Source organism: Exiguobacterium sp. UBA3491 (assembly GCF_002377745.1).
In the GTDB taxonomy this organism is placed as follows: domain Bacteria; phylum Bacillota; class Bacilli; order Exiguobacteriales; family Exiguobacteriaceae; genus Exiguobacterium_A.
In genome coordinates, this window is record NZ_DFQK01000028.1 from 46,061 (window position 1) to 65,530 (window position 19,470).

Here is a 19,470-nt window from a genome sequence, read left to right on the forward strand (position 1 = left end):
ACGGTTATACTCTAACTAGGTCAGTAGCGTTTATGTAGATACTTACAAGAGGGGGATATCCGGATGAAGCTGAAAAACTTGTTACTCGCGTTAGGCTTAGGAACGACACTTGCGCTCGCGGCATGTGGTGGTAGTGACGATTCGAGTTCTGATGATTCATCGTCAGGCACGAAGGAAGAGTCAACGATGAACGATGATTCGTCGAAGACACAATCCGGTGTAGATGCTGAGAAAATCTTCGCAACAAACTGTGCGACGTGTCATGGTAAAAACCTTGAAGGAAACGTCGGACCGAATTTGACGAAGGTTGGCTCGAAATATTCTTCAGAAGAGATTCAAAAAATCATCAAGAACGGGAAAGGGCAAATGCCTGCAGGTATCCTGAAAGATGATAAAGAAATCATGGCTGTTTCCGACTGGCTCGCTGCTAAAAAATGATTATGGGATATGATGGGGTACGAGATGACACACACGACATGTGTTCGTCATTCGTGCCTCTTTTTTATGGTATAATCGTCTGAAATGACATTTGATTGTAATGTGCGTTCAATTTTGTCCCTGTTATAATGGTGGTCGGTAGGTTTTTGGACCTATTCATTCAGCATCAGTAAATAAGTAAGGATGTGAAGTACGTGATCAAGATGCAACGAATCAGTAAGATTTATCCGAACGGCGTCACGGCACTCCGTGAGGTCGATTTGACGATCAATCAAGGCGAATTCGTCTATATCGTCGGTCCGTCGGGTGCGGGTAAATCAACATTCATGAAAATGATGTACCGCGAAGAGAAACCAACGAGCGGTTCATTTTTGTTTAAAGGAATCGAAGTCGGTAAGTTGAAGAACCGTCAAATCCCCGAACTTCGTCGCCAAATCGGCGTCATCTTCCAAGATTTTAAATTACTCCCGTCACTGACGGTTTATGAAAATGTCGCCTTTGCGCTAGAAGTCGTAGGGGAAGACAAAGCACAAATCCGGAAGAAAGTACTCGAAGTACTCGATCTCGTTAAGCTCAAGCATAAAGAGCGCAACTATCCGGACGAATTATCTGGGGGCGAACAACAACGGATCTCGATCGCGAGAGCCATCGTCAACCGTCCGTCACTCGTCATCGCCGATGAGCCGACTGGAAACCTGGACCCGGATACAGCCTGGGAGATCATGGAAGTATTCGAAGAAATCTATCGCCGTGGGACAACGGTCGTAATGGCGACACACAACCGGGACATCGTGAACAAGATGCGTCATCGTGTCTTAGCGATTGATGGAGGAAAAATCGTCCGAGACGAAGAGAAAGGAATGTACGGCTATGAAGTTTAATGGATTCCGTCATTTACGGGAAGGGGCAAAAGGTCTCGTCCGGAACGGCTGGATGACATTCGCTTCTGTCAGTGCCGTTACCGTCACGTTACTTCTCGTAGGAATATTCGCGATGCTCATGTTCAACGTCAACAAGATTTCCGATAACGTCGAAAAAGACGTTGAAATCCAAGTGTTCGTCGAACGAGAAGCAGACCAGTCGAAGATCGATTCAGTCGGTGAAGCACTCAAGCAGATGCCGGGTGTCGACTCCGTTCGTTACAGTTCGAAAGAAGAAGAACTGGACCGCTTCAAGGAGCAACTTGGCGAAGGTTCCCAGGCCTACCAGTCGGTTGAAAAGGATAATCCGCTTCATGACCGGTATATCGTCAAAGCTACCTCACCAAAAGAGACAGAAACACTTGCAAATTCCATCAAAAAAATGGAAAATGTAGATAGTGTCGAATACGGTAAGGAATATGTTAAAAAGATGTTTAGCTTCCTTGAAGGAGTTCGGATCGGTGGAATCATCCTGATCGTCGGATTGACGTTCATGGCGATGTTCCTCATTTCGAACACGATTAAAGTCACGATCTTCTCCCGTCGCCGGGAAATCGAGATCATGCGCCTCGTCGGAGCGAAAAACGGATTCATCCGTGCCCCATTCTTCGTCGAAGGATTATTGATGGGCATATTAGGTGCCATCATTCCGATCGTCGTCGTCTACTTCGGTTATGAAGTCTCCTACAATGCGATCCAACCCCAACTTTCTACCGTGAATGCGGGAATATTCTCGTTGATTCCACCAGGTGAATTGTCGGCACAAGTCGTCTTAATCCTGCTCGGACTCGGTGCATTCATCGGTGTATGGGGATCAACGACATCACTCGGTCGTTTCTTGAAGATTTAAATCAGTTACTCAAAAATAAAATAGAGGAGAGATGCTTCTCATGAAAGTCCGATTCTATTCTGCCGTCCTGAGCTTAGCTTTGATTGGAACTAGTGTGTCCGTTGATGCCACGTCTAAAGAAGATTTGCTGAAGGAACAACAGGAGGTCGAAAGCCGTCTGAAAGAGATGGAACGATTACAGAATCAGACATCAGAGAAGTTGATCTTGACGAAACAGGAGCGTAAGGAAGCCCGTGCGCAACTGAATGAAGTCAACAGCCGTTTGGATGATTTAGCGCTTAAGATAGCCGATCAACAAGCGGCTGTTACTGCATCTAAAGAACAATTGCGTCTGACGGAAGCAGCGATTTCCGAGACGCTCAAGGAACTGCACCAGCAAGAAGAGTTGCTTGGAAGCCGATTGCGTGCCGTCCAGCAAAAAGGAGACGTCAAATACATCGAGGTCTTGCTCGACGCAAAAGACTTTGGTGATTTGATTTCGCGCTTCAGTACGGTCAGTGAGATCATCAAACAAGATGATCATGTCTTACAAGCTTACAAGGGGAACGTCAAACAACTGAGCGAACAACGGTCGGAACAAGCACTATTGCTTGAAAGCATGAAACGGGAACAACGCAAGCTCCTTGTGCTCCAGACGCGGATCATCGCAGAGTCCGAACTGAAGCGTAAGCTCGTCGTCCAGTTGAACACGAAGGTCAAGGAACTGCAACAAGAGCAGTTCTCTAAAGCCGAGGAGGCAGAAATTCTCGCGGATCAGCGCCGTCTGATTCAAAATGAATTGATTGCCCTGCAAGAAGCCGAACGGAAAGCTAAAGAAGAAGCGAAACGGAAAGCGGAAGAAGCGGCGCGGGCAGCAGAAGCAAAACGTCAAGCGGAAGCGACAGAAGCGGCACGTGCGGCAGAGGCGAAAAAGAAAAAATCCGATGCTCCAAGTGCGGAACCGATCATTCCTGAAGTCGAGTCACCGACTGCGACACCGGAGCAACCGGCAGATGCCGTGACGAGTCGTCCGTTCCATTTACCGGTTCAAGGATATGTCTCGTCGCCGTTCGGTCCCCGGAACAATCCGTTGACAGGAAAGCCGGAGATTCATAAAGGGATTGATCTCGTAAATGCAAAAGGAACACCGATCCATGCGGCGGCAGGTGGTATCGTTCTACGAGCCGGTAGTGCAACAGGTTACGGGAACGTCGTCATGGTGACGCATTTGATCGATGGACAGGTCTACACGACCGTCTATGCACATCTCGATTCGATCAGCGTCTCCGCCGGTCAAACGGTCATGCCGGGTAAGACAGTCGGTACATTAGGTACAACGGGCTGGTCGACAGGTCCGCATTTGCATTTCGAATTGCATAAGGGAGAGTGGGCAGTCGGACAACCGAATGCAGTTGACCCAGCACCGTACATCTTTTGACATCCCACAGAATACTGAAAAGATAGGGTAACCTATCTTTTTTTGCTATACTGAAAAAAATAATGCGTTTTTAATGGAAGTGGGGAATCAAGCGTGAAAAAATCTACAACAGCAGTGATTGCGGTCAGTACCTTCGGGCTTGGTTTAGGGGCAGGTGCCGTCGGTATGTTAGCGGCTGGCGGAACAGATTCCGTTGCAACGCAGTCATCATCTTCGAATGCGACTGGTGATTGGAAAAAAATCGACCAGGTCCGGCAGATGATCGAACAAAATTATCTAAAAGACGTGACAGATAAAGAGTTACTCGATGGTGCGTTATCTGGCATGACAGAAGTGCTTAACGATCCATATTCCGTTTATATGGATGAGTCGGAAACGACCTCGTTCAACACGAATCTGTCGTCTTCGTTCGAAGGGATCGGTGCGACGCTTGAACAAAAAGGTGAGTCGATCGTCATCGTCTCGCCGATCAAAGGATCACCTGCTGAAAAAGCTGGTATCAAACCAGGCGACGTCATCCTAGAAATCGATGGTAAGTCGACAAAAGGTCAAAAGACGGATCAAGCCGTTAAAAAAATTCGTGGTGAAAAAGGAACGAATGTCGTCCTGACGATTCAGCGTAGCGGACAAGACGCGATGGAGATCACGATTAAACGCGATACGATTCCAATCGAGACGGTCTATACGTCAACGGAGAATGTCAACGGCAAGAAGATTGGTGTCTTACAAGTAACACAGTTCTCGGAACCGACAGCAGAAGAGTTCGAGAAGGGGTTGACGAAACTCGAGAGTCAGAACATTGATGGACTCGTCATCGATGTACGCGGAAATCCGGGTGGTCTTTTGACGGCTGTCTCGAAAATGATCGCTCCGTTCATTCCGAAAGACGTGCCGATTTATCAGGTCGAGAACAATAAAGGCGAGCGCCAGCAGGAATTCGGGAAGGCAGACGAGAAGAAACCATATAACATCGTCGTCTTAGAAGACGGCGGATCGGCCTCAGCGTCCGAGATCCTTGCAGCCGGACTGAAGGAAGGAGCTGGCGCCGAAGTCGTCGGTACGAAGTCGTTCGGGAAAGGGATCGTCCAAAGTGCGTATGATTTGAAGGACGGTAGCGACCTGAAGTTAACGACGAACAAATGGCTGACACCAAACGGGAACTGGATCCACAAAAAAGGGGTCAAGCCGACGGTCGAAGTCAAACAACCGGCGTACTTCAACGTCACGAAGATTCTGACTGATCAAAAGTCATTCGCTGTCGGCGATTACGGAAAATCAGTCGAGAATGCCCACCTTGTCCTCGAAGCGATCGGTTATAAGCCAAAAGGACAGGACGGCTATTTCGGTGACACGATGAAACAAGCTGTCGAGGCTTTGCAAAAGGACGCGAAACTTGACGTCACTGGAAAAATCGATCAGCAGACAGCGGGTGAGATGGAGACGCGTCTCCTGAAGAAACTCCAGGACGATAAGAATGACGTCCAGCGGAAAAAAGCACTCGAGGTCGCTGCACAATAATAATAATAATAATAAGGAATGGAAAGAGGTCTGAATGCGCGTGGAATTACTCGATGAAATTGGTTGGACCGCGATTAGTCTCATCGCCAGTCCGACCTTGTGGTTAGCACTCCTTGTCAGTTGGGTCATCGGCATCCGGCGTGTCAAACGGGAACGCGGATTGTTTCGCTCCCGGACACACGGCAAACGAAGCGATGTCCTCGAAACACTTTTACCAGGTCTACTCGTCGGTCTCGTCTTGTCCGTCGTCAGCAGATGGCTCGGATTGACGCTGACGCCGCAATACGCTCTATTGTTACTCGGACTTTCGAGCGTCCTGCTGTTGATTGGTATCGTACGTTTGAACGTACCGCTCTGGCCGATCGTCTTGCTTGGACTGACCGGCTGGTTCGTGATGGATTCACGTCTTGACTCGATCCGAGCGGTCGAGCCGAAGATGGTTTTATTGCTTGCGGCGTTGACGCTCGTCGCGGAATGTCTCCTCGTCTGGTGGCGCGGGCAGCGGCGTCTGTCACCGTCACTCGTCGTCTCGAAGCGCGGTCGCTTCATCGGTGGGCTGTCGGCAAATAAGCTTTGGCTATTGCCTTTGCTCGTCTTTGTTCCGGGTGACGTGCTTGAAGCCTGGTGGCCACGTTACAGCTTCCCAGAGCTTGTTCCGATCGTGCTTTGGTTACCGATCGGTTTCAGCTTCCTCTTTACGGGTAAGTTGCCGAAAGAATTGATGCGTCCGCTCGTTCAAGGACGTTTGATCACGAGCCTCGTCGCGATTCTATTGACGGTTCTTGCATACGTCACCGGACAAGCTGAATGGCTGTACGGGATCGTTTTGTTGCTTGTGCTGCATATCTTGTTGCATCAGCGGGTCAAACGCTTGAACCGGGCACAGACACCGTTGTTCCTCAATGGAACGCGTGGTGCCGTCATTCTTGGAACGCTACCTGATAAACCGGCTGCTGAGATGGGCTTGATTCCAGGTGAAGCGATCTATAAGGTCAATGGTGAGAAGGTCGATTCGGAAGCATCGTTCTACGAAGCCATCCAAAAACACAAACCGTATCTGCGTCTTGAAGTCATGAACCATAACGGTGACATCCGGTTTGCGCAACGTGCTTTTTATGAACAAGATCATCATGAACTTGGTATCCTGTTCGTCAACGAGCCGGTCCATGGTCGCACTAAAGTGCGGTCCTTACATTAACGAGTACATCCCTGTCACGGAACAGCCGTGACGGGGATTTTTTTGTTGGCAGAAAAATCGAGGATCAACACTCGAAGCAAAAAGAAACTTTTGCATTTTCGAAAAAAAGGGTAACTTCCTAAAAGGAGCACTTCATAATCGAATGTTTGTTCGTAAAGTGGTACAATAAAAATAGATTTTTTAACGTGATGAGGGGGAAGCAAACGATGGATTTTGAACTCGTTTCACCATTTGAACCAGGCGGTGATCAACCGACTGCAATCGAAAAATTGGTGACTGGGCTAAAACAAGGCGAACGACATCAGACGTTGCTTGGGGCGACCGGTACCGGGAAGACGTTCACGGTCTCGAACGTCATCAAGGAAATCAAGAAACCGACGCTCGTCCTTGCCCACAACAAAACACTAGCGGGACAACTCTACTCGGAGTTCAAGGAATTCTTCCCGAACAATGCGGTCGAATACTTCGTTAGTTTTTATGATTATTACCAACCGGAAGCGTACGTCCCATCGACGGATACGTTCATTGAGAAGGACTCTTCGATCAACGACGAGATTGATAAACTACGTCACTCGGCAACGTCCGCCTTGTTCGAACGGGAGGACGTCTTGATCGTCGCGTCCGTTTCGTGTATCTATGGTCTCGGTAACCCGGAAGAGTACAACAACCACGTTTTGTCACTGCGTGTCGGCAATGAGATGGGGCGAAACGAGATGCTCCGTCGTCTAATCGACATTCAGTATGAGCGTAACGACATCGACTTCCAGCGTGGACGGTTCCGCGTCCGCGGAGACGTCGTCGAAATCTTCCCGGCGTCACGCGACGAACAGTGTGTCCGGGTCGAGTTCTTCGGTGACGAGATTGAACGGATCCGTGACATGGATCCGCTGACAGGTGAGATCGTCGCGGACCGCGAGCACATCTCGATCTTCCCGGCGTCCCACTTCGTGACGGGGGATACCCGTCTACAGAAAGCGATCGCGAACATCGAGAAGGAACTTGAAGTGCAGCTTGCGAAGTTACGCGAAGACAATCAGTTGCTTGAAGCGCAACGGCTCGAACAACGTACGAACTACGATCTTGAGATGATGCGTGAGATGGGCTATTGTTCCGGAATCGAGAACTACTCGCGTCACTTGAACTTGATGCCGGAAGGGGCAACACCGTATACGTTGCTTGATTACTTCCCGAAGGACTTCTTACTCGTTGCCGATGAGTCACACGTCACACTGCCGCAAATTCGCGGGATGTATAACGGAGATCAGGCGCGGAAACAAGTCCTCGTCGATCACGGTTTCCGTCTTCCGTCGGCAAAAGATAACCGTCCGTTACGGTTCGAGGAGTTCGAGGAAAAAATCAGTCAGGCGATCTATATCTCGGCGACACCAGGACCGTATGAACTCGAACATTCGAAAGAGATGGTCGAGCAAATCATCCGTCCGACCGGTCTCGTCGATCCGACGATCGAGATTCATCCGATCACGGGACAAATCGATTACTTGATGGATAACATCCGTGACCGGGTCGCGAAGAACGAACGTGTTCTCGTGACGACACTGACGAAGAAGATGGCAGAAGACTTGACCGATTACTTGAAAGAGAATGGTGTCAAGGTCAACTACATGCACTCGGAAATCAAGACACTCGAACGGATTGAAATCATCCGTGACTTACGACTCGGGAAATATGATGTCCTCGTCGGGATCAACTTATTACGAGAAGGACTCGATATTCCGGAAGTCTCACTCGTGACGATTCTTGATGCCGATAAGGAAGGCTTCCTCCGGTCGGACCGTTCGCTGATTCAAACGATTGGTCGGGCGGCGCGGAACGCGGAAGGACACGTCATCTTGTTTGCCGATAAAGTCACCGATTCGATGCAACGGGCGATCGATGAGACGGAACGCCGTCGCGCGATCCAGATGGCGTTCAACGAAGAACATGGCATTACGCCGCAGACGATCAAAAAAGACGTGCGTGGTGTCATTAGTACGACAATCGAGAACGACGATACCGTCGAAAAACTCGAGAAGTTCAACAAACTCAAAAAACCGGAGCGTGAAACGTTGCTTGAACAGCTTGACCAAGAGATGCGTCAAGCGGCGAAAGACATGCAGTTCGAGCGAGCTGCTGAGCTCCGCGACCTCATATTAGAATTGAAAGCAGGTGCCTAAGTTGGGAGAAAAGAAGAATCAGATTATCATCAAAGGCGCTCGCGTCAATAATCTACAAAACATCGATGTCGAAATCCCCCGCGATCAGCTCGTCGTCTTGACGGGCTTGTCCGGGTCAGGGAAATCGTCGCTTGCGTTCGATACGATCTATGCTGAAGGACAACGGCGTTATGTCGAAAGTCTGTCTGCCTATGCCCGCCAGTTCCTCGGACAAATGGATAAACCGGATGTCGATACGATTGAAGGACTGAGTCCGGCAATTTCGATCGATCAAAAGACGACGAGTAAAAACCCTCGTTCGACGGTCGGAACGGTCACAGAGATTTATGACTACTTGCGTCTGTTATACGCACGGATCGGTAAACCAATCTGTCCGAATCACGGAATCGAGATTTCGAGTCAGACGATCAGTCAGATGGTTGACCAAGTGATGGAGTTGCCGGAACGGACCCGTCTGCAAATTCTCGCGCCGATCGTTTCCGGACGCAAAGGAACGCACGTCAAAGTGCTCGACGATTTGAAGAAGGAAGGTTTCGTCCGCGTTCGTGTCAACGGAGAGACGATGGATCTCGCCGAAGAAATCACGCTTGAGAAGAACAAGAAGCACTCGATCGAAGTCGTCGTCGACCGTGTCGTCGTGCGACCAGACGTCGAAGCCCGTCTTGCGGACTCACTGGAGACTGCACTTCGCCTCGCGGACGGTCGGGTCATCGTCGATACGATGGACGGCAACGAACTGTTGTTCAGTGAACATCACGCTTGTCCGATCTGTGGTTTCTCGATCGGCGAACTCGAACCACGAATGTTCTCGTTCAACTCACCGTTCGGTGCTTGTACGTCATGTGACGGACTCGGAACGAAGCTTGAAGTCGATGTTGATCTCGTCGTACCGCATCCCGATAAGTCTTTGAACGAAGGAGCGATCGTGGCGTGGGAACCGACGAGTTCGCAGTATTATCCACAATTGCTCAAAGCGGTCTGTGACCACTTCAAAATCGATATGGATACACCGTTCGAACAATTGTCAGAAGAACATCGCGAAACGATCTTGAACGGAAACACGAAGGAAGAGATTCATTTCCGTTATGAGAACGACTTCGGCATGGTCCGGAACACGAACCTCTACTTCGAAGGGGTCCTCAATAACTTACAGCGTCGCTTCAAGGAAACATCGTCTGATTATATCCGGGAACAGATGGAAGGCTACATGGCGAAGAAAGCCTGTCCGACGTGTAAAGGACATCGCTTGAAACGGGAATCGCTCGCCGTCAAAGTATCCGATCACCATATCGGTGAAGTGACGAAGATGTCTGTTAAACAAGCAGTTATGTTCTTCGACAAACTGCCGGAGAAATTAAGTGAGAAGGATCAGACGATTTCGCGGATGATCGTTCGTGAGATTCACGAACGGGCGTCGTTCCTTGAGAACGTCGGTCTCGATTACCTGACGATCTCACGCGCAGCCGGTACGTTGTCCGGTGGGGAGGCGCAACGAATTCGTCTCGCGACACAAATCGGTTCGCGTCTGACGGGCGTCCTCTACGTTCTCGATGAACCATCAATCGGTTTGCATCAACGCGATAATGATCGCTTGATCAATACGCTGAAGGCGATGCGTGACCTCGGCAATACGCTGATCGTCGTCGAACACGATGAAGACACGATGATGGCAGCCGACTACTTGATCGATATCGGACCTGGTGCCGGCGATCACGGTGGATTCGTCACGGCAGCCGGGAAACCGGAAGAGTTGATGCAGGACGCGAACTCGCTGACCGGTCAATATTTGTCCGGGAAAAAATTCATCCCTGTCCCGTCGACTCGAAAAGAGCCGGACGGTCGGATGCTCCATATCCACAAAGCATCGGAAAACAACTTGAAGAATGTCGATGTCGATATTCCGCTTGGTCTGTTCGTCGCCGTCACCGGTGTCTCGGGCTCCGGGAAATCGACGTTGATCAATGAAATTCTCTATAAGACGATCGCGCACGAGATGAACCGGGCGAAGGAAAAACCGGGTGCTCATAAAGGGATTACCGGTCTGGATCAAATTGATAAGGTCATCGACATCGACCAATCGCCGATCGGTCGGACACCACGTTCTAACCCAGCAACGTATACCGGTGTCTTCGATGACATCCGTGACGTCTTTGCTTCGACGAACGAAGCGAAACTCCGTGGTTACAAAAAAGGACGTTTCAGTTTCAACATCAAGGGTGGACGCTGTGAAGCGTGTCGTGGCGACGGGATCATCAAGATCGAGATGCACTTCTTACCGGACGTCTATGTCCCGTGTGAAGTCTGTCACGGTAAACGTTATAACCGCGAAACACTCGAAGTGAAATATAAAGGCAAAACGATTGCCGACGTGCTTGAGATGACGGTTGAAGATGCACTCGCCTTCTTCGAGAACATTCCGAAAATCACGCGGAAACTGCAGACGATTGCTGACGTCGGTCTGACGTACATGCGTCTCGGTCAACCCGCGACAGAACTGTCTGGTGGGGAAGCGCAGCGTGTTAAACTGGCGTCCGAGTTGCATAAACGCTCGACTGGGAAGACGATCTATATTCTCGATGAGCCGACGACGGGACTCCACGTCCATGATATCGCGCGTCTGTTGAAAGTCTTACAACGTCTCGTCGACAATGGTGATACGGTGCTCGTCATCGAACACAACTTGGATGTCATCAAGACGGCCGACTACTTGATTGATCTCGGACCTGAAGGGGGCGACGGTGGCGGAACGATCGTTGCTGCCGGTACACCGGAACAGATCGCTGAAGTTGAAGCATCCTACACGGGACGATACCTCGCACCTGTCCTTGAACGCGATGCGGCACGAATTGAATCGTGAAACTTTTGTGGATGAGGATTCGTAGGAAGGAACTAAGGGAACTTAAACGAAAGTATCATGTAACACACGTTTGAGGTTCAAGAATAGGAGGGAACGGTTCATGAAGCAAGATATGCGTCAATTGATATTGGAGCAAGTCAAAGAAGGAAAGTTAACGATTGATGAGGCACTCGATAAACTCGAGCGGCTCGAAGCGATCGACGAACGTGCAACTTCTGCCAGTGAACATAAGTACGTCGATGAACCAGAACAATATGATCGGGTCGACCAGTATTCTGTCGATTCGCTGACGACGAAAGTCATGTCAGCGTTCGATAATCTCGTCAGCCGGATCAAGGACAGTGATCTTTCGCTTAATCAGGCGTCCGGTCCGAACGTCACCTACGTCAAACAATTCCCGTTCAGCGGTGAGACGGTTCACGTCGATCTGTTCAATGCGAACTTGGTCGTCGAACCGAGTGATCTTGAAGAATGCGAATTGACGGTGACAGGACGTCCGCTCCGCCGCCAACAGGTGACGGAAGAACAGGCGCTTGAGCAACTTCAAGCCGCTGTGCAACACGCGGTATCGGCGAACACACTCTCGATCCGTTTGAAGGATAAGAGTGTCCGTGCGACAGTCCATCTGAAAGTACCACGCCGTCATTACGAATCATTCGTCTTACAGACGTTGAACGGGGAAATTTCGTTATCGTCACTCGATACGACATCCGCTCAACTGATGACAGCGAACGGTCGAGTCAACGTCCGTGACCTCTTCAGTGAAGATGTCAAAGTATCGACAGCGAACGGCTCGATCGAAATCGAAGAGTCGGAGTTGAAGGTCTTAAAAGCGAAGACAGCCAACGGTCAAATCATCACGACGGGTGTCTTCGAACGTTCAGAATTGAAAACAGCGAACGGAAACGTCCGGTGCGAGCTGAAGACAGCGCAAAATGCGAAAGTCAAAGCCTCGTCACTTGCTGGAAGCATCGCCTTGATGTTGCCGCATGGCGCTGAAGTCTACGGGGAACTTGAGACGAACTTCGGTGGTCTCAACTGCAACTTGGACGACATGGAATTGATTCGGGATCAAAAAGAGATCGTCAACCGGAAACTCCATTTCGTATCAGGACGCGGCCGTTCACCAAAAATCGAGGTCGAAGCGGATACGAAGACAGGTACGATTTCGGTCACACACGGCGTTCACCTCAGTCCACAAGCGTTATAAGCATACTCGGCGCAACTTCTTGAAAAAGAGGTTGCGCTTTTCTAATGACGTCGCATCAGCTTTGCGTGCTTTTCTCAGGCTCGTTTGTCTCTGACAGTGTGGATATCCGCGCTTTTTCCTGTAGGAGTCACAGATGCGGAACGACTTCGTCTGCACATGTAAAAACACCCATCCTCATAAGAAGATGGGTGTAGCTACATCAATAATCGTAATCCTGATCCATCATCGGCTCGTCGAAGTTCATGTTCTCGATATTATTCATATCGTAACCGAACGAGAGTAAGGCGATGACACCGATGATTGCAAGGACGATCGAAACGAGAATCAGACCGATTCCGAGCCAACTCTTTCCGCGTGCGCGATTCCAATAGAAGATGATCGCGAGAACGTAGGAAATGAACGAACCACTGATGAAGATTCCGATGATCGAGATGATGAAGAATAAGAGGGCAGTTTGATCCTGATTACGCGAATACGCTTTCCACATATCAATCAGTGAGATGATGAGATAGACGAAACCAGCAATTGCTAGAACCGCAAATAAGATAATGACTAAAATCAATCCGATACCACCGCCTGACATCACGGCAAAACCTCCTTCAAAATATTAACTCTTTATTCCATTCCCAAGAAATCATGCTTCTAATCCAATTCCATGAACCGAATAAAAATATGGTACAATACTTCAAGTGAAAGGGGCTGACGAAGCGTGCAACCAAAAGTGCGAACAGCTGAAATCGTAAAACAATTCAATCTCCACATCGTCACGGGAGAAGAAGGCTTACATCGCCCGATTCTAACGGCTGATTTGTGCCGACCTGGCCTTGTGCTTGCCGGTTATTATGCCTATTACCCGGCAGAACGTCTTCAAATTCTCGGAAAAACAGAATTGACGTTCTTCAATAATTTAACGTACGAGGAACAACGTGAACGAGCGAACGTCCTTTGTACAGATGAAACACCTGGTATTTTGATCACACGTGGATTTGAAGTGCCGGAAGCGATCATCCAAGCTGCGGACGAGACGAACGTGCCACTGTTGACGACAAAAGGGCATACGACATCGGTCGAGTCACAGATCACGAACTTCCTCGAAGCGGAACTCGCGCCAACGACGGCGATGCATGGTGTCCTTGTCGATATCTATGGTGTCGGCGTCTTCATCAAAGGAGCAAGTGGCGTCGGTAAATCGGAAACAGCACTCGAACTCGTCAAGCGGGGTCATCGTCTGGTCGCAGATGACTCGGTCGAGATTCGTCAAACGGGTGACGGGATTCTAGTCGGAACGGCACCGAAGTTGATTCAACATCTGCTTGAGATTCGTGGAATCGGGATCATCGACGTGATGACGTTGTTCGGTGCAGGTGCTGTTCGCTCGCACAAGAAGATCAGCCTCGTCTGTAACCTCGAGATTTGGGATCAATCGAAAGTCTATGACCGCGTTGGTCTGGATCAAGAGACGCTTCAAATCATCGATACGGAAATCCCGTTCTTGACGATTCCGGTTCGTCCCGGACGAAACCTCGCCGTCATTATTGAGGTGGCAGCGATGAACTATCGCCTGAAAAACATGGGCATTAATACAGCAGAAGAATTCGCGGGACGTCTCGCACAAGCAATTGAAGATGGGAATGGTGGTCTTTGATGGGAACTCTAGCCTCTGTACAACCAACGTTTGATCGCGTCGCAATCAATCTCGGACCGGTACCGATTTACTGGTACGGGATCGTCATCGCACTCGGTGCGGTCGTCGGTCTGTTGATCGCGATCTTCGAATCGAAGCGGATCGGCTTCAATGAAGAGTATGCGGTCGATGTCGTCATCTGGTCAATTCCAATCAGTATCATCTGTGCCCGGATTTACTACGTCGCGTTCGAGTGGGACTACTACAGTCAGCATCTCGATCAGATCATCAACATCCGCCAAGGTGGAATCGCAATCCATGGCGCAATCATCGGCGCGATTTTGACGGTCATCATCTATACACGTAAGAAAAAGATCTCGTTCTGGCAGATCGCTGATATCCTGGCACCGTCGCTCTTGTTCGGTCAAGCCGTCGGACGCTGGGGCAACTTCTTCAACCAAGAAGCACACGGCGGCGAGACGACGTGGTCGTACTTACAAGATACGTTGCACTTACCACACTGGATCGTCAATCAGATGTATATCGACGGGACGTACTACTTACCGACATTCCTCTATGAAAGCATCTGGAACATCATTGGTGTCATTCTGTTGATCGTCTGGCGGATGAAGTTCAACCCACGTCGTGGATATGTCTTCCTCGGTTATTTGATTTGGTATTCGATCGGACGCTACTTTATCGAAGGACTCCGGACGGATAGTCTGATGGCTGACGGACTGCGGACGGCGCAAGTCGTCTCGATCTGTTTAGTCATCTTCGGTGTGATCATGCTCGTCATTCGTCGCAATGCTGTTCGTTACTTGGACGGTTCAAAAAAGGAGGCGAAGTAATCGATGATTCGCACACTTTTGTTTGACTTAGATGGAACGTTGATTGATACGAATCCATTGATCTTAAAAAGCTTTGAGCATACGCTCAGTTACTATTACCCCGACCGGACGTTCACGGAAGCGGAACTGCTTCCGTTCATCGGTCCGACGCTTGAAAAGTCATTCTCAGCGATGAACGCGGAACAGTGGAAAGAGATGGTTGCTTTTTACCGGAGCTACAACATTGCCATGCATGACGCGCTTGTACTCGAATATCCAGGTGTGCTTGACGGATTACGCCGTTTGCATGAAGCAGGCTATAAGATGGCGGTCGTGACGTCGAAGAGTCGTCGCGTCGCCTTACGCGGGATCGAGTTATTCGGATTGACGTCACTCTTTGACGCTGTCATCGCAGCGGACGACGTAACGGAAGAAAAACCAGCCGTCGAGCCGTTTGAGAAAGCGATGCAGTTACTTGGATCAACACCAGACGAGACGATCATGGTCGGTGACAACGATACGGACATCCTTGGGGGCAAGAACGCAGGAGTGAAGACGGTCGCGGTCGGTTGGGCGATCAAAGGACGCGCGTACTTAGAAGCTCTCGAGCCGGATGTCATCATTGATTCGATGGATCATCTCGCTGCTTGGCTGGAGGAACAAAATGGCACGGCGAACTGATCGGTTTCAGGTCGGAACGACGAATCCACTCTGGCATATGTACCGGACGGTGTCGTTCTTTAAAGTGATGTGGTGCTTTACGATCGTCACGATTGGTCGGTTTGCCCCGTCGTTACGCTTTAAGAACGCGCTCTACCGGACGTGCCTCCGAATGAAGATCGGGGAGAAGACGGCACTTGCCTTGATGGTGATGCCAGACACGATGTTCCCGGAGCGAATCACGATTGGTGACAATACGATCATCGGCTTCAATACGACGATCCTTTGTCATGAATATTTGACGACGGAGTAACGTTTAGGTGACGTCGTCATCGGAAGCAACGTCTTGATCGGTGCGAACGTGACGATCCTTCCGGGTGTGACGATCGGAGATGGTGCCGTTGTCGGTGCCGGATCGGTTGTTCACCGGGACATCGCTCCGAACGAACGCGTCTCGAGTCAGCCGCTTCGCCGGCACGAAATGTGACAAAACTGTGAGAAGGAAGAAGGAAAAAAGATGACGCACATCCGCTTTACGTATAAGACAGGAAAGTATTTCGGAAGATTATTCGCCGAACGTCCACAAGGTCTCGTCGTGGAGGTACTGGCTGTCGAAAAGCATCCGGTTCAAGGAGATCTTCATCAACCGAACCAAGTCGATGTCCCACTGTTTCATATCCGGACCGCCTTGCATAAGCACGAAAAGATCACGGTTTCGCCCGCAGTCGTTTATGCATATGACGGAGAGATTCCCGATTATGCTACGAGCTTACGGCAGGCATATGACAATGACGTGGCACGTCTTGAAGGACTGAATCCAGAGACGGATGCTTTTGTACGAAAATGCTTAGAGAATTACAAAGAACTGGAATCGATTTATGCAAAACGCTGGGGATGAACTCCGGTGTTTTTTTCTGTTGCATGCCTTCTAGAGATAGGGTATTCTTGTGTCTGCAACTACGAAACCAGTTTATTATTTATGGGGGCTTGAATCATGATGGAATTAACCAAATACAAAGCAGACCCCTTTGCGATTACAGCACGCCAAGCGGAACTTTTTTATTTCCGCGGACGGAAGGCGCACCGGGAAGGGCGACTGGACGAAGCCGTCTATCATTTAGATGAGGCGACGACACTTCAGCCAGCGGACATCCGTTATTTGCTCCGTTATGCCCGTGTCTTATTCGAGACAGGAGAAATCAATCATGCGAATGATGTCTTGAAACAAGTACGTGCACTCGACGCATCAAATACGGAATCACTCTTTTATTTAGCGAATAACTACGCACACGTCTCACTTTATGAAGAAGCGCGACAGCATGCGATGGAATATTTAGAGCAAGCACCAAACGGCAAACACGCGGAGGCATCGGCCGCACTCGTGGAACTGATTGATCTCGAACAAGAGATGGAAGACGACGAAGAGGACGAATTGATTCGTCTGCACGGTCAAGCACAACGCCAGATCGATAAAGGGATGCTGTTCGCGGCACAGGAGACGTTGACTGGACTGATTGCCCAGTACCCGACGTTCTGGCCTGCCTACAACAACCTCGCGATCGTCGAGTTCTATTTAGGAGAGAATGATCAGGCATTCGCTTCCCTCGAACGGGTCCTTGAAGGAAATCCGGGGAATTTGCATGCCCTTTGTAACACGCTCGTCTTGCTACACGAGATGGGACAGGACGAAGAGGCACACCGTCTCTCTCGTCAGCTCGAACACGTCCGTTCCGTGCATCTTGAGACACGTTACAAGGTCGCATCAACACTTGCGATCATCGGACGATATGATATCGCCTATGAAGAGTTGAAGTTACTCGAGCGTCGCGGTTACCGGGGAGACCCACTCTTTGGGCACTGGTTATCAATCTCTGCTTATAAGACAGGACACGTCGAAGAAGCAGCCGCTTTCTTGAAGTCGGACGAAGCACAAGCGTTAAAGGAAGAGACGGATACGTATGACATCCGCCATAACCTGCAGTTTCGCTCGGCACTCATCCAAGCGTTGAAGACGGAAGATGACGTCTCGCGAATCTTCACGGCACTTCTTCTTGGCAAGCTGAACGATGCCGAAGCACGGCTTGCATTGTCGATGATGCCAGAAGTAACGGACCGAGAAGACGTCCTGTTATTGACGGAACAGATTGTCATCGAGATGGAAGGACGGACCGATGTCGTGGATGAACGCATTCACCGGGCATTGCAGACGATCCGTCTTGCGGAACGATTCGTTTCAGACGAAGAACGGATGAGTCTTGAAGGGGATTTTTATGAACGCTTCGCACAGCTCGTCTTAAGCGGAGAATCGTTCGATTCGATTGAAGCATCCGCTGCATCACTGCTTTATCTGTTCCATGATTTACGGGACGGGATGTTGATTGAGGAATGTGCATCACTCGTCGATTGTTCGTTTGATCACGTCGCATCGATGATCCGGACACATGAACGGATGCTGGCACCGCTACAAGCAAAGTGTTAGACGTTTAGGCGATTCTCACCTATACTCAAACTACAATGAATTTAAAAAATGGGGTGGAATCATGGCGGAAACAGAACAAAAAATTTATGACGTCATCATCATCGGGGCAGGACCTGCTGGGATGACAGCTGCACTTTACGCATCACGTGCGAACCTTTCGACATTGATGATCGAACGCGGGATTCCGGGCGGTCAGATGGCGAACACAGAAGATATCGAGAACTACCCAGGATACGATAGCATCCTCGGACCAGATCTCTCGCAAAAAATGTTCGACCACTCGAAAGCATTCGGCGCAGAATATGCGTATGGAGATGTTCGAAGCATCGAAGACGGTAAAGCATACAAAACGATTCATGCACACAACAAAGATTACTACGCACGGGCAATCATCATCGCGTCTGGTGCACAATATAAAAAAATCGGTGTACCGGGAGAAGAAGAGCTCGGCGGTCGCGGTGTCTCGTATTGTGCGGTCTGTGATGGGGCGTTCTTCAAAGAAAAAGAACTCTTCGTCATCGGTGGCGGGGACTCTGCGGTAGAAGAAGGCGTCTACTTGACACGTTTCGCGAAAAAAGTCACGATCGTACACCGTCGTGACGAGCTCCGCGCTCAAAAGATTCTTCAAAAACGTGCGTTTGACAACCCGAAAATCGACTTCATCTGGAACCATACGGTTAAACAGATCAATGAACAAGACGGGAAAGTCGGCGGCATTGAGCTGATCAATACAAAAACAGCTGACGTGACGACGCATCCGATCGATGGGGTCTTCATCTACATCGGAATGAACCCAATCACAGGTTACGTCCAAGATCTCGGTATTTTGAACGACCAAGGTTACGTCGTGACGAACGAAGCGATGGAAACGAACATCAAAGGTATCTTTGCTGCTGGTGACGTTCGTGAAAAAACATTGCGCCAAGTCGTTACAGCAACGAACGATGGTTCGATCGCAGCGCAAAATGCACAGCATTTCATTGAAGCGTTGCTTGAAGAATTACAAGAATCCTCACACGCATAATATCGAACCAGTTTCATTGAAGGAGACTTCAGTGAAGCTGGCTCTTTTTTTATGATATACTGAAAAAGAAGCGAAAAAATACACACGGAACTGTTGTCTGGAGGGCGAAAAGATGGAACAGAATCAACCGCAACTTGTCATCATCACGGGTATGAGTGGGGCTGGGAAGACTGTCGCAATGAATAGCTTTGAGGACTTAGGCTATTTTTGTGTCGACAATCTACCCCCGACGTTACTGCCGCATCTCATCGAAGTCATTGGACAAGTGCGT

Annotated in this window: 16 protein-coding genes and 2 pseudogenes; 17 read left to right on the forward strand and 1 reads right to left on the reverse strand. The window is 49.6% G+C overall.

All coding sequences use genetic code 11. The annotated features are described in order from the left end of the window. Window positions 1-63 precede the first annotated feature (63 nt). From cccB to B4F99_RS10035, 9 genes are all read left to right on the forward strand, one after another. Window positions 64-438 carry a cytochrome c551 gene (gene cccB, locus B4F99_RS09995; protein ID WP_290757463.1) on the forward strand — a complete coding sequence of 125 codons (375 nt, stop codon included), beginning with the start codon at window positions 64-66 and terminating at the stop codon, window positions 436-438. A 194-nt stretch (window positions 439-632) separates the two neighbouring features. Then, on the forward strand, window positions 633-1,319 hold the full coding sequence (gene ftsE, locus B4F99_RS10000; protein ID WP_035410018.1) for a cell division ATP-binding protein FtsE: 687 nt from the start codon (window positions 633-635) through the stop codon (window positions 1,317-1,319). Continuing rightward, window positions 1,309-2,208, forward strand: coding sequence for a permease-like cell division protein FtsX (gene ftsX / locus B4F99_RS10005; RefSeq protein ID WP_214852513.1), 900 nt, complete (start codon window positions 1,309-1,311; stop codon window positions 2,206-2,208). Before ftsE ends, ftsX begins: the two co-directional genes overlap by 11 nt. 40 nt (window positions 2,209-2,248) lie before the next feature. Further along, the gene (locus B4F99_RS10010) at window positions 2,249-3,625 is read left to right on the forward strand and encodes a M23 family metallopeptidase (protein WP_290757506.1); all 1,377 of its coding nucleotides are present in this window, start codon (window positions 2,249-2,251) and stop codon (window positions 3,623-3,625) included. A gap of 93 nt (window positions 3,626-3,718) precedes the next feature. Then, on the forward strand, window positions 3,719-5,143 hold the full coding sequence (locus tag B4F99_RS10015) for a S41 family peptidase (protein ID WP_290757507.1): 1,425 nt from the start codon (window positions 3,719-3,721) through the stop codon (window positions 5,141-5,143). A 34-nt stretch (window positions 5,144-5,177) separates the two neighbouring features. Then, on the forward strand, window positions 5,178-6,341 hold the full coding sequence (locus B4F99_RS10020) for a PDZ domain-containing protein (RefSeq protein ID WP_290757509.1): 1,164 nt from the start codon (window positions 5,178-5,180) through the stop codon (window positions 6,339-6,341). A 206-nt stretch (window positions 6,342-6,547) separates the two neighbouring features. Beyond that, complete coding sequence (gene uvrB, locus B4F99_RS10025; protein WP_290757511.1) at window positions 6,548-8,515, forward strand: excinuclease ABC subunit UvrB; 1,968 nt, start codon at window positions 6,548-6,550, stop codon at window positions 8,513-8,515. A 1-nt stretch (window position 8,516) separates the two neighbouring features. Next, on the forward strand, window positions 8,517-11,372 hold the full coding sequence (uvrA, locus tag B4F99_RS10030; protein WP_290757513.1) for an excinuclease ABC subunit UvrA: 2,856 nt from the start codon (window positions 8,517-8,519) through the stop codon (window positions 11,370-11,372). Window positions 11,373-11,472: 100 nt separating this feature from the next. Next, window positions 11,473-12,582, forward strand: a complete 1,110-nt coding sequence (locus B4F99_RS10035; RefSeq protein WP_056062976.1) for a DUF4097 family beta strand repeat-containing protein — start codon at window positions 11,473-11,475, stop codon at window positions 12,580-12,582. A 199-nt stretch (window positions 12,583-12,781) separates the two neighbouring features. Here the strand turns inward: B4F99_RS10035 and B4F99_RS10040 are convergent, their stop codons facing one another. Next, on the reverse strand, window positions 12,782-13,165 hold the full coding sequence (locus B4F99_RS10040; protein ID WP_023469232.1) for a hypothetical protein: 384 nt from the start codon (window positions 13,163-13,165) through the stop codon (window positions 12,782-12,784). A 126-nt stretch (window positions 13,166-13,291) separates the two neighbouring features. Here B4F99_RS10040 and hprK point away from each other — a divergent pair, with 126 nt between their 5' ends. From hprK to B4F99_RS10080, 8 genes and pseudogenes are all read left to right on the forward strand, one after another. Continuing rightward, the gene (gene hprK / locus B4F99_RS10045) at window positions 13,292-14,227 is read left to right on the forward strand and encodes an HPr(Ser) kinase/phosphatase (protein ID WP_035396292.1); all 936 of its coding nucleotides are present in this window, start codon (window positions 13,292-13,294) and stop codon (window positions 14,225-14,227) included. Next, window positions 14,227-15,057, forward strand: a complete 831-nt coding sequence (gene lgt, locus B4F99_RS10050) for a prolipoprotein diacylglyceryl transferase (RefSeq protein ID WP_290757515.1) — start codon at window positions 14,227-14,229, stop codon at window positions 15,055-15,057. The genes hprK and lgt overlap by 1 nt, the downstream gene beginning before the upstream one ends. A gap of 3 nt (window positions 15,058-15,060) precedes the next feature. Next, window positions 15,061-15,717 (forward strand): pyrophosphatase PpaX, encoded by a 657-nt coding sequence (ppaX, locus tag B4F99_RS10055; protein ID WP_290752371.1) that lies wholly within the window; start codon window positions 15,061-15,063, stop codon window positions 15,715-15,717. After that, window positions 15,701-16,183: pseudogene (locus B4F99_RS10060) on the forward strand (acyltransferase). The gene ppaX and the pseudogene B4F99_RS10060 overlap by 17 nt, the downstream one beginning before the upstream one ends. A 30-nt stretch (window positions 16,184-16,213) precedes the next feature. Continuing rightward, the gene (kapB, locus tag B4F99_RS10065) at window positions 16,214-16,594 is read left to right on the forward strand and encodes a sporulation phosphorelay system protein KapB (RefSeq protein WP_290757517.1); all 381 of its coding nucleotides are present in this window, start codon (window positions 16,214-16,216) and stop codon (window positions 16,592-16,594) included. A 96-nt stretch (window positions 16,595-16,690) separates the two neighbouring features. Then, entirely contained in the window at window positions 16,691-18,175 is a 1,485-nt protein-coding gene (locus tag B4F99_RS10070; protein ID WP_290757518.1) for a tetratricopeptide repeat protein, read from the forward strand. A gap of 61 nt (window positions 18,176-18,236) precedes the next feature. Next, window positions 18,237-19,199 carry a thioredoxin-disulfide reductase gene (trxB, locus tag B4F99_RS10075; protein WP_023469225.1) on the forward strand — a complete coding sequence of 321 codons (963 nt, stop codon included), beginning with the start codon at window positions 18,237-18,239 and terminating at the stop codon, window positions 19,197-19,199. Window positions 19,200-19,311: 112 nt separating this feature from the next. Beyond that, window positions 19,312-19,470 (forward strand): annotated as a pseudogene (locus B4F99_RS10080) (RNase adapter RapZ); the annotation flags it as partial.

Coding starts and splice junctions, on each gene's coding strand:
- B4F99_RS10040 (WP_023469232.1), bottom strand. CDS start 13,165: ATGTCAGGCGGTGGTATCGGATTGATTTTAGTCATTATCTTATTTGCG.
- B4F99_RS10010 (WP_290757506.1), top strand. CDS start 2,249: ATGAAAGTCCGATTCTATTCTGCCGTCCTGAGCTTAGCTTTGATTGGA.
- B4F99_RS10020 (WP_290757509.1), top strand. CDS start 5,178: ATGCGCGTGGAATTACTCGATGAAATTGGTTGGACCGCGATTAGTCTC.
- B4F99_RS10070 (WP_290757518.1), top strand. CDS start 16,691: ATGATGGAATTAACCAAATACAAAGCAGACCCCTTTGCGATTACAGCA.
- ftsX (WP_214852513.1), top strand. CDS start 1,309: ATGAAGTTTAATGGATTCCGTCATTTACGGGAAGGGGCAAAAGGTCTC.
- lgt (WP_290757515.1), top strand. CDS start 14,227: ATGGGAACTCTAGCCTCTGTACAACCAACGTTTGATCGCGTCGCAATC.
- trxB (WP_023469225.1), top strand. CDS start 18,237: ATGGCGGAAACAGAACAAAAAATTTATGACGTCATCATCATCGGGGCA.
- cccB (WP_290757463.1), top strand. CDS start 64: ATGAAGCTGAAAAACTTGTTACTCGCGTTAGGCTTAGGAACGACACTT.
- uvrB (WP_290757511.1), top strand. CDS start 6,548: ATGGATTTTGAACTCGTTTCACCATTTGAACCAGGCGGTGATCAACCG.
- ppaX (WP_290752371.1), top strand. CDS start 15,061: ATGATTCGCACACTTTTGTTTGACTTAGATGGAACGTTGATTGATACG.
- B4F99_RS10035 (WP_056062976.1), top strand. CDS start 11,473: ATGAAGCAAGATATGCGTCAATTGATATTGGAGCAAGTCAAAGAAGGA.
- kapB (WP_290757517.1), top strand. CDS start 16,214: ATGACGCACATCCGCTTTACGTATAAGACAGGAAAGTATTTCGGAAGA.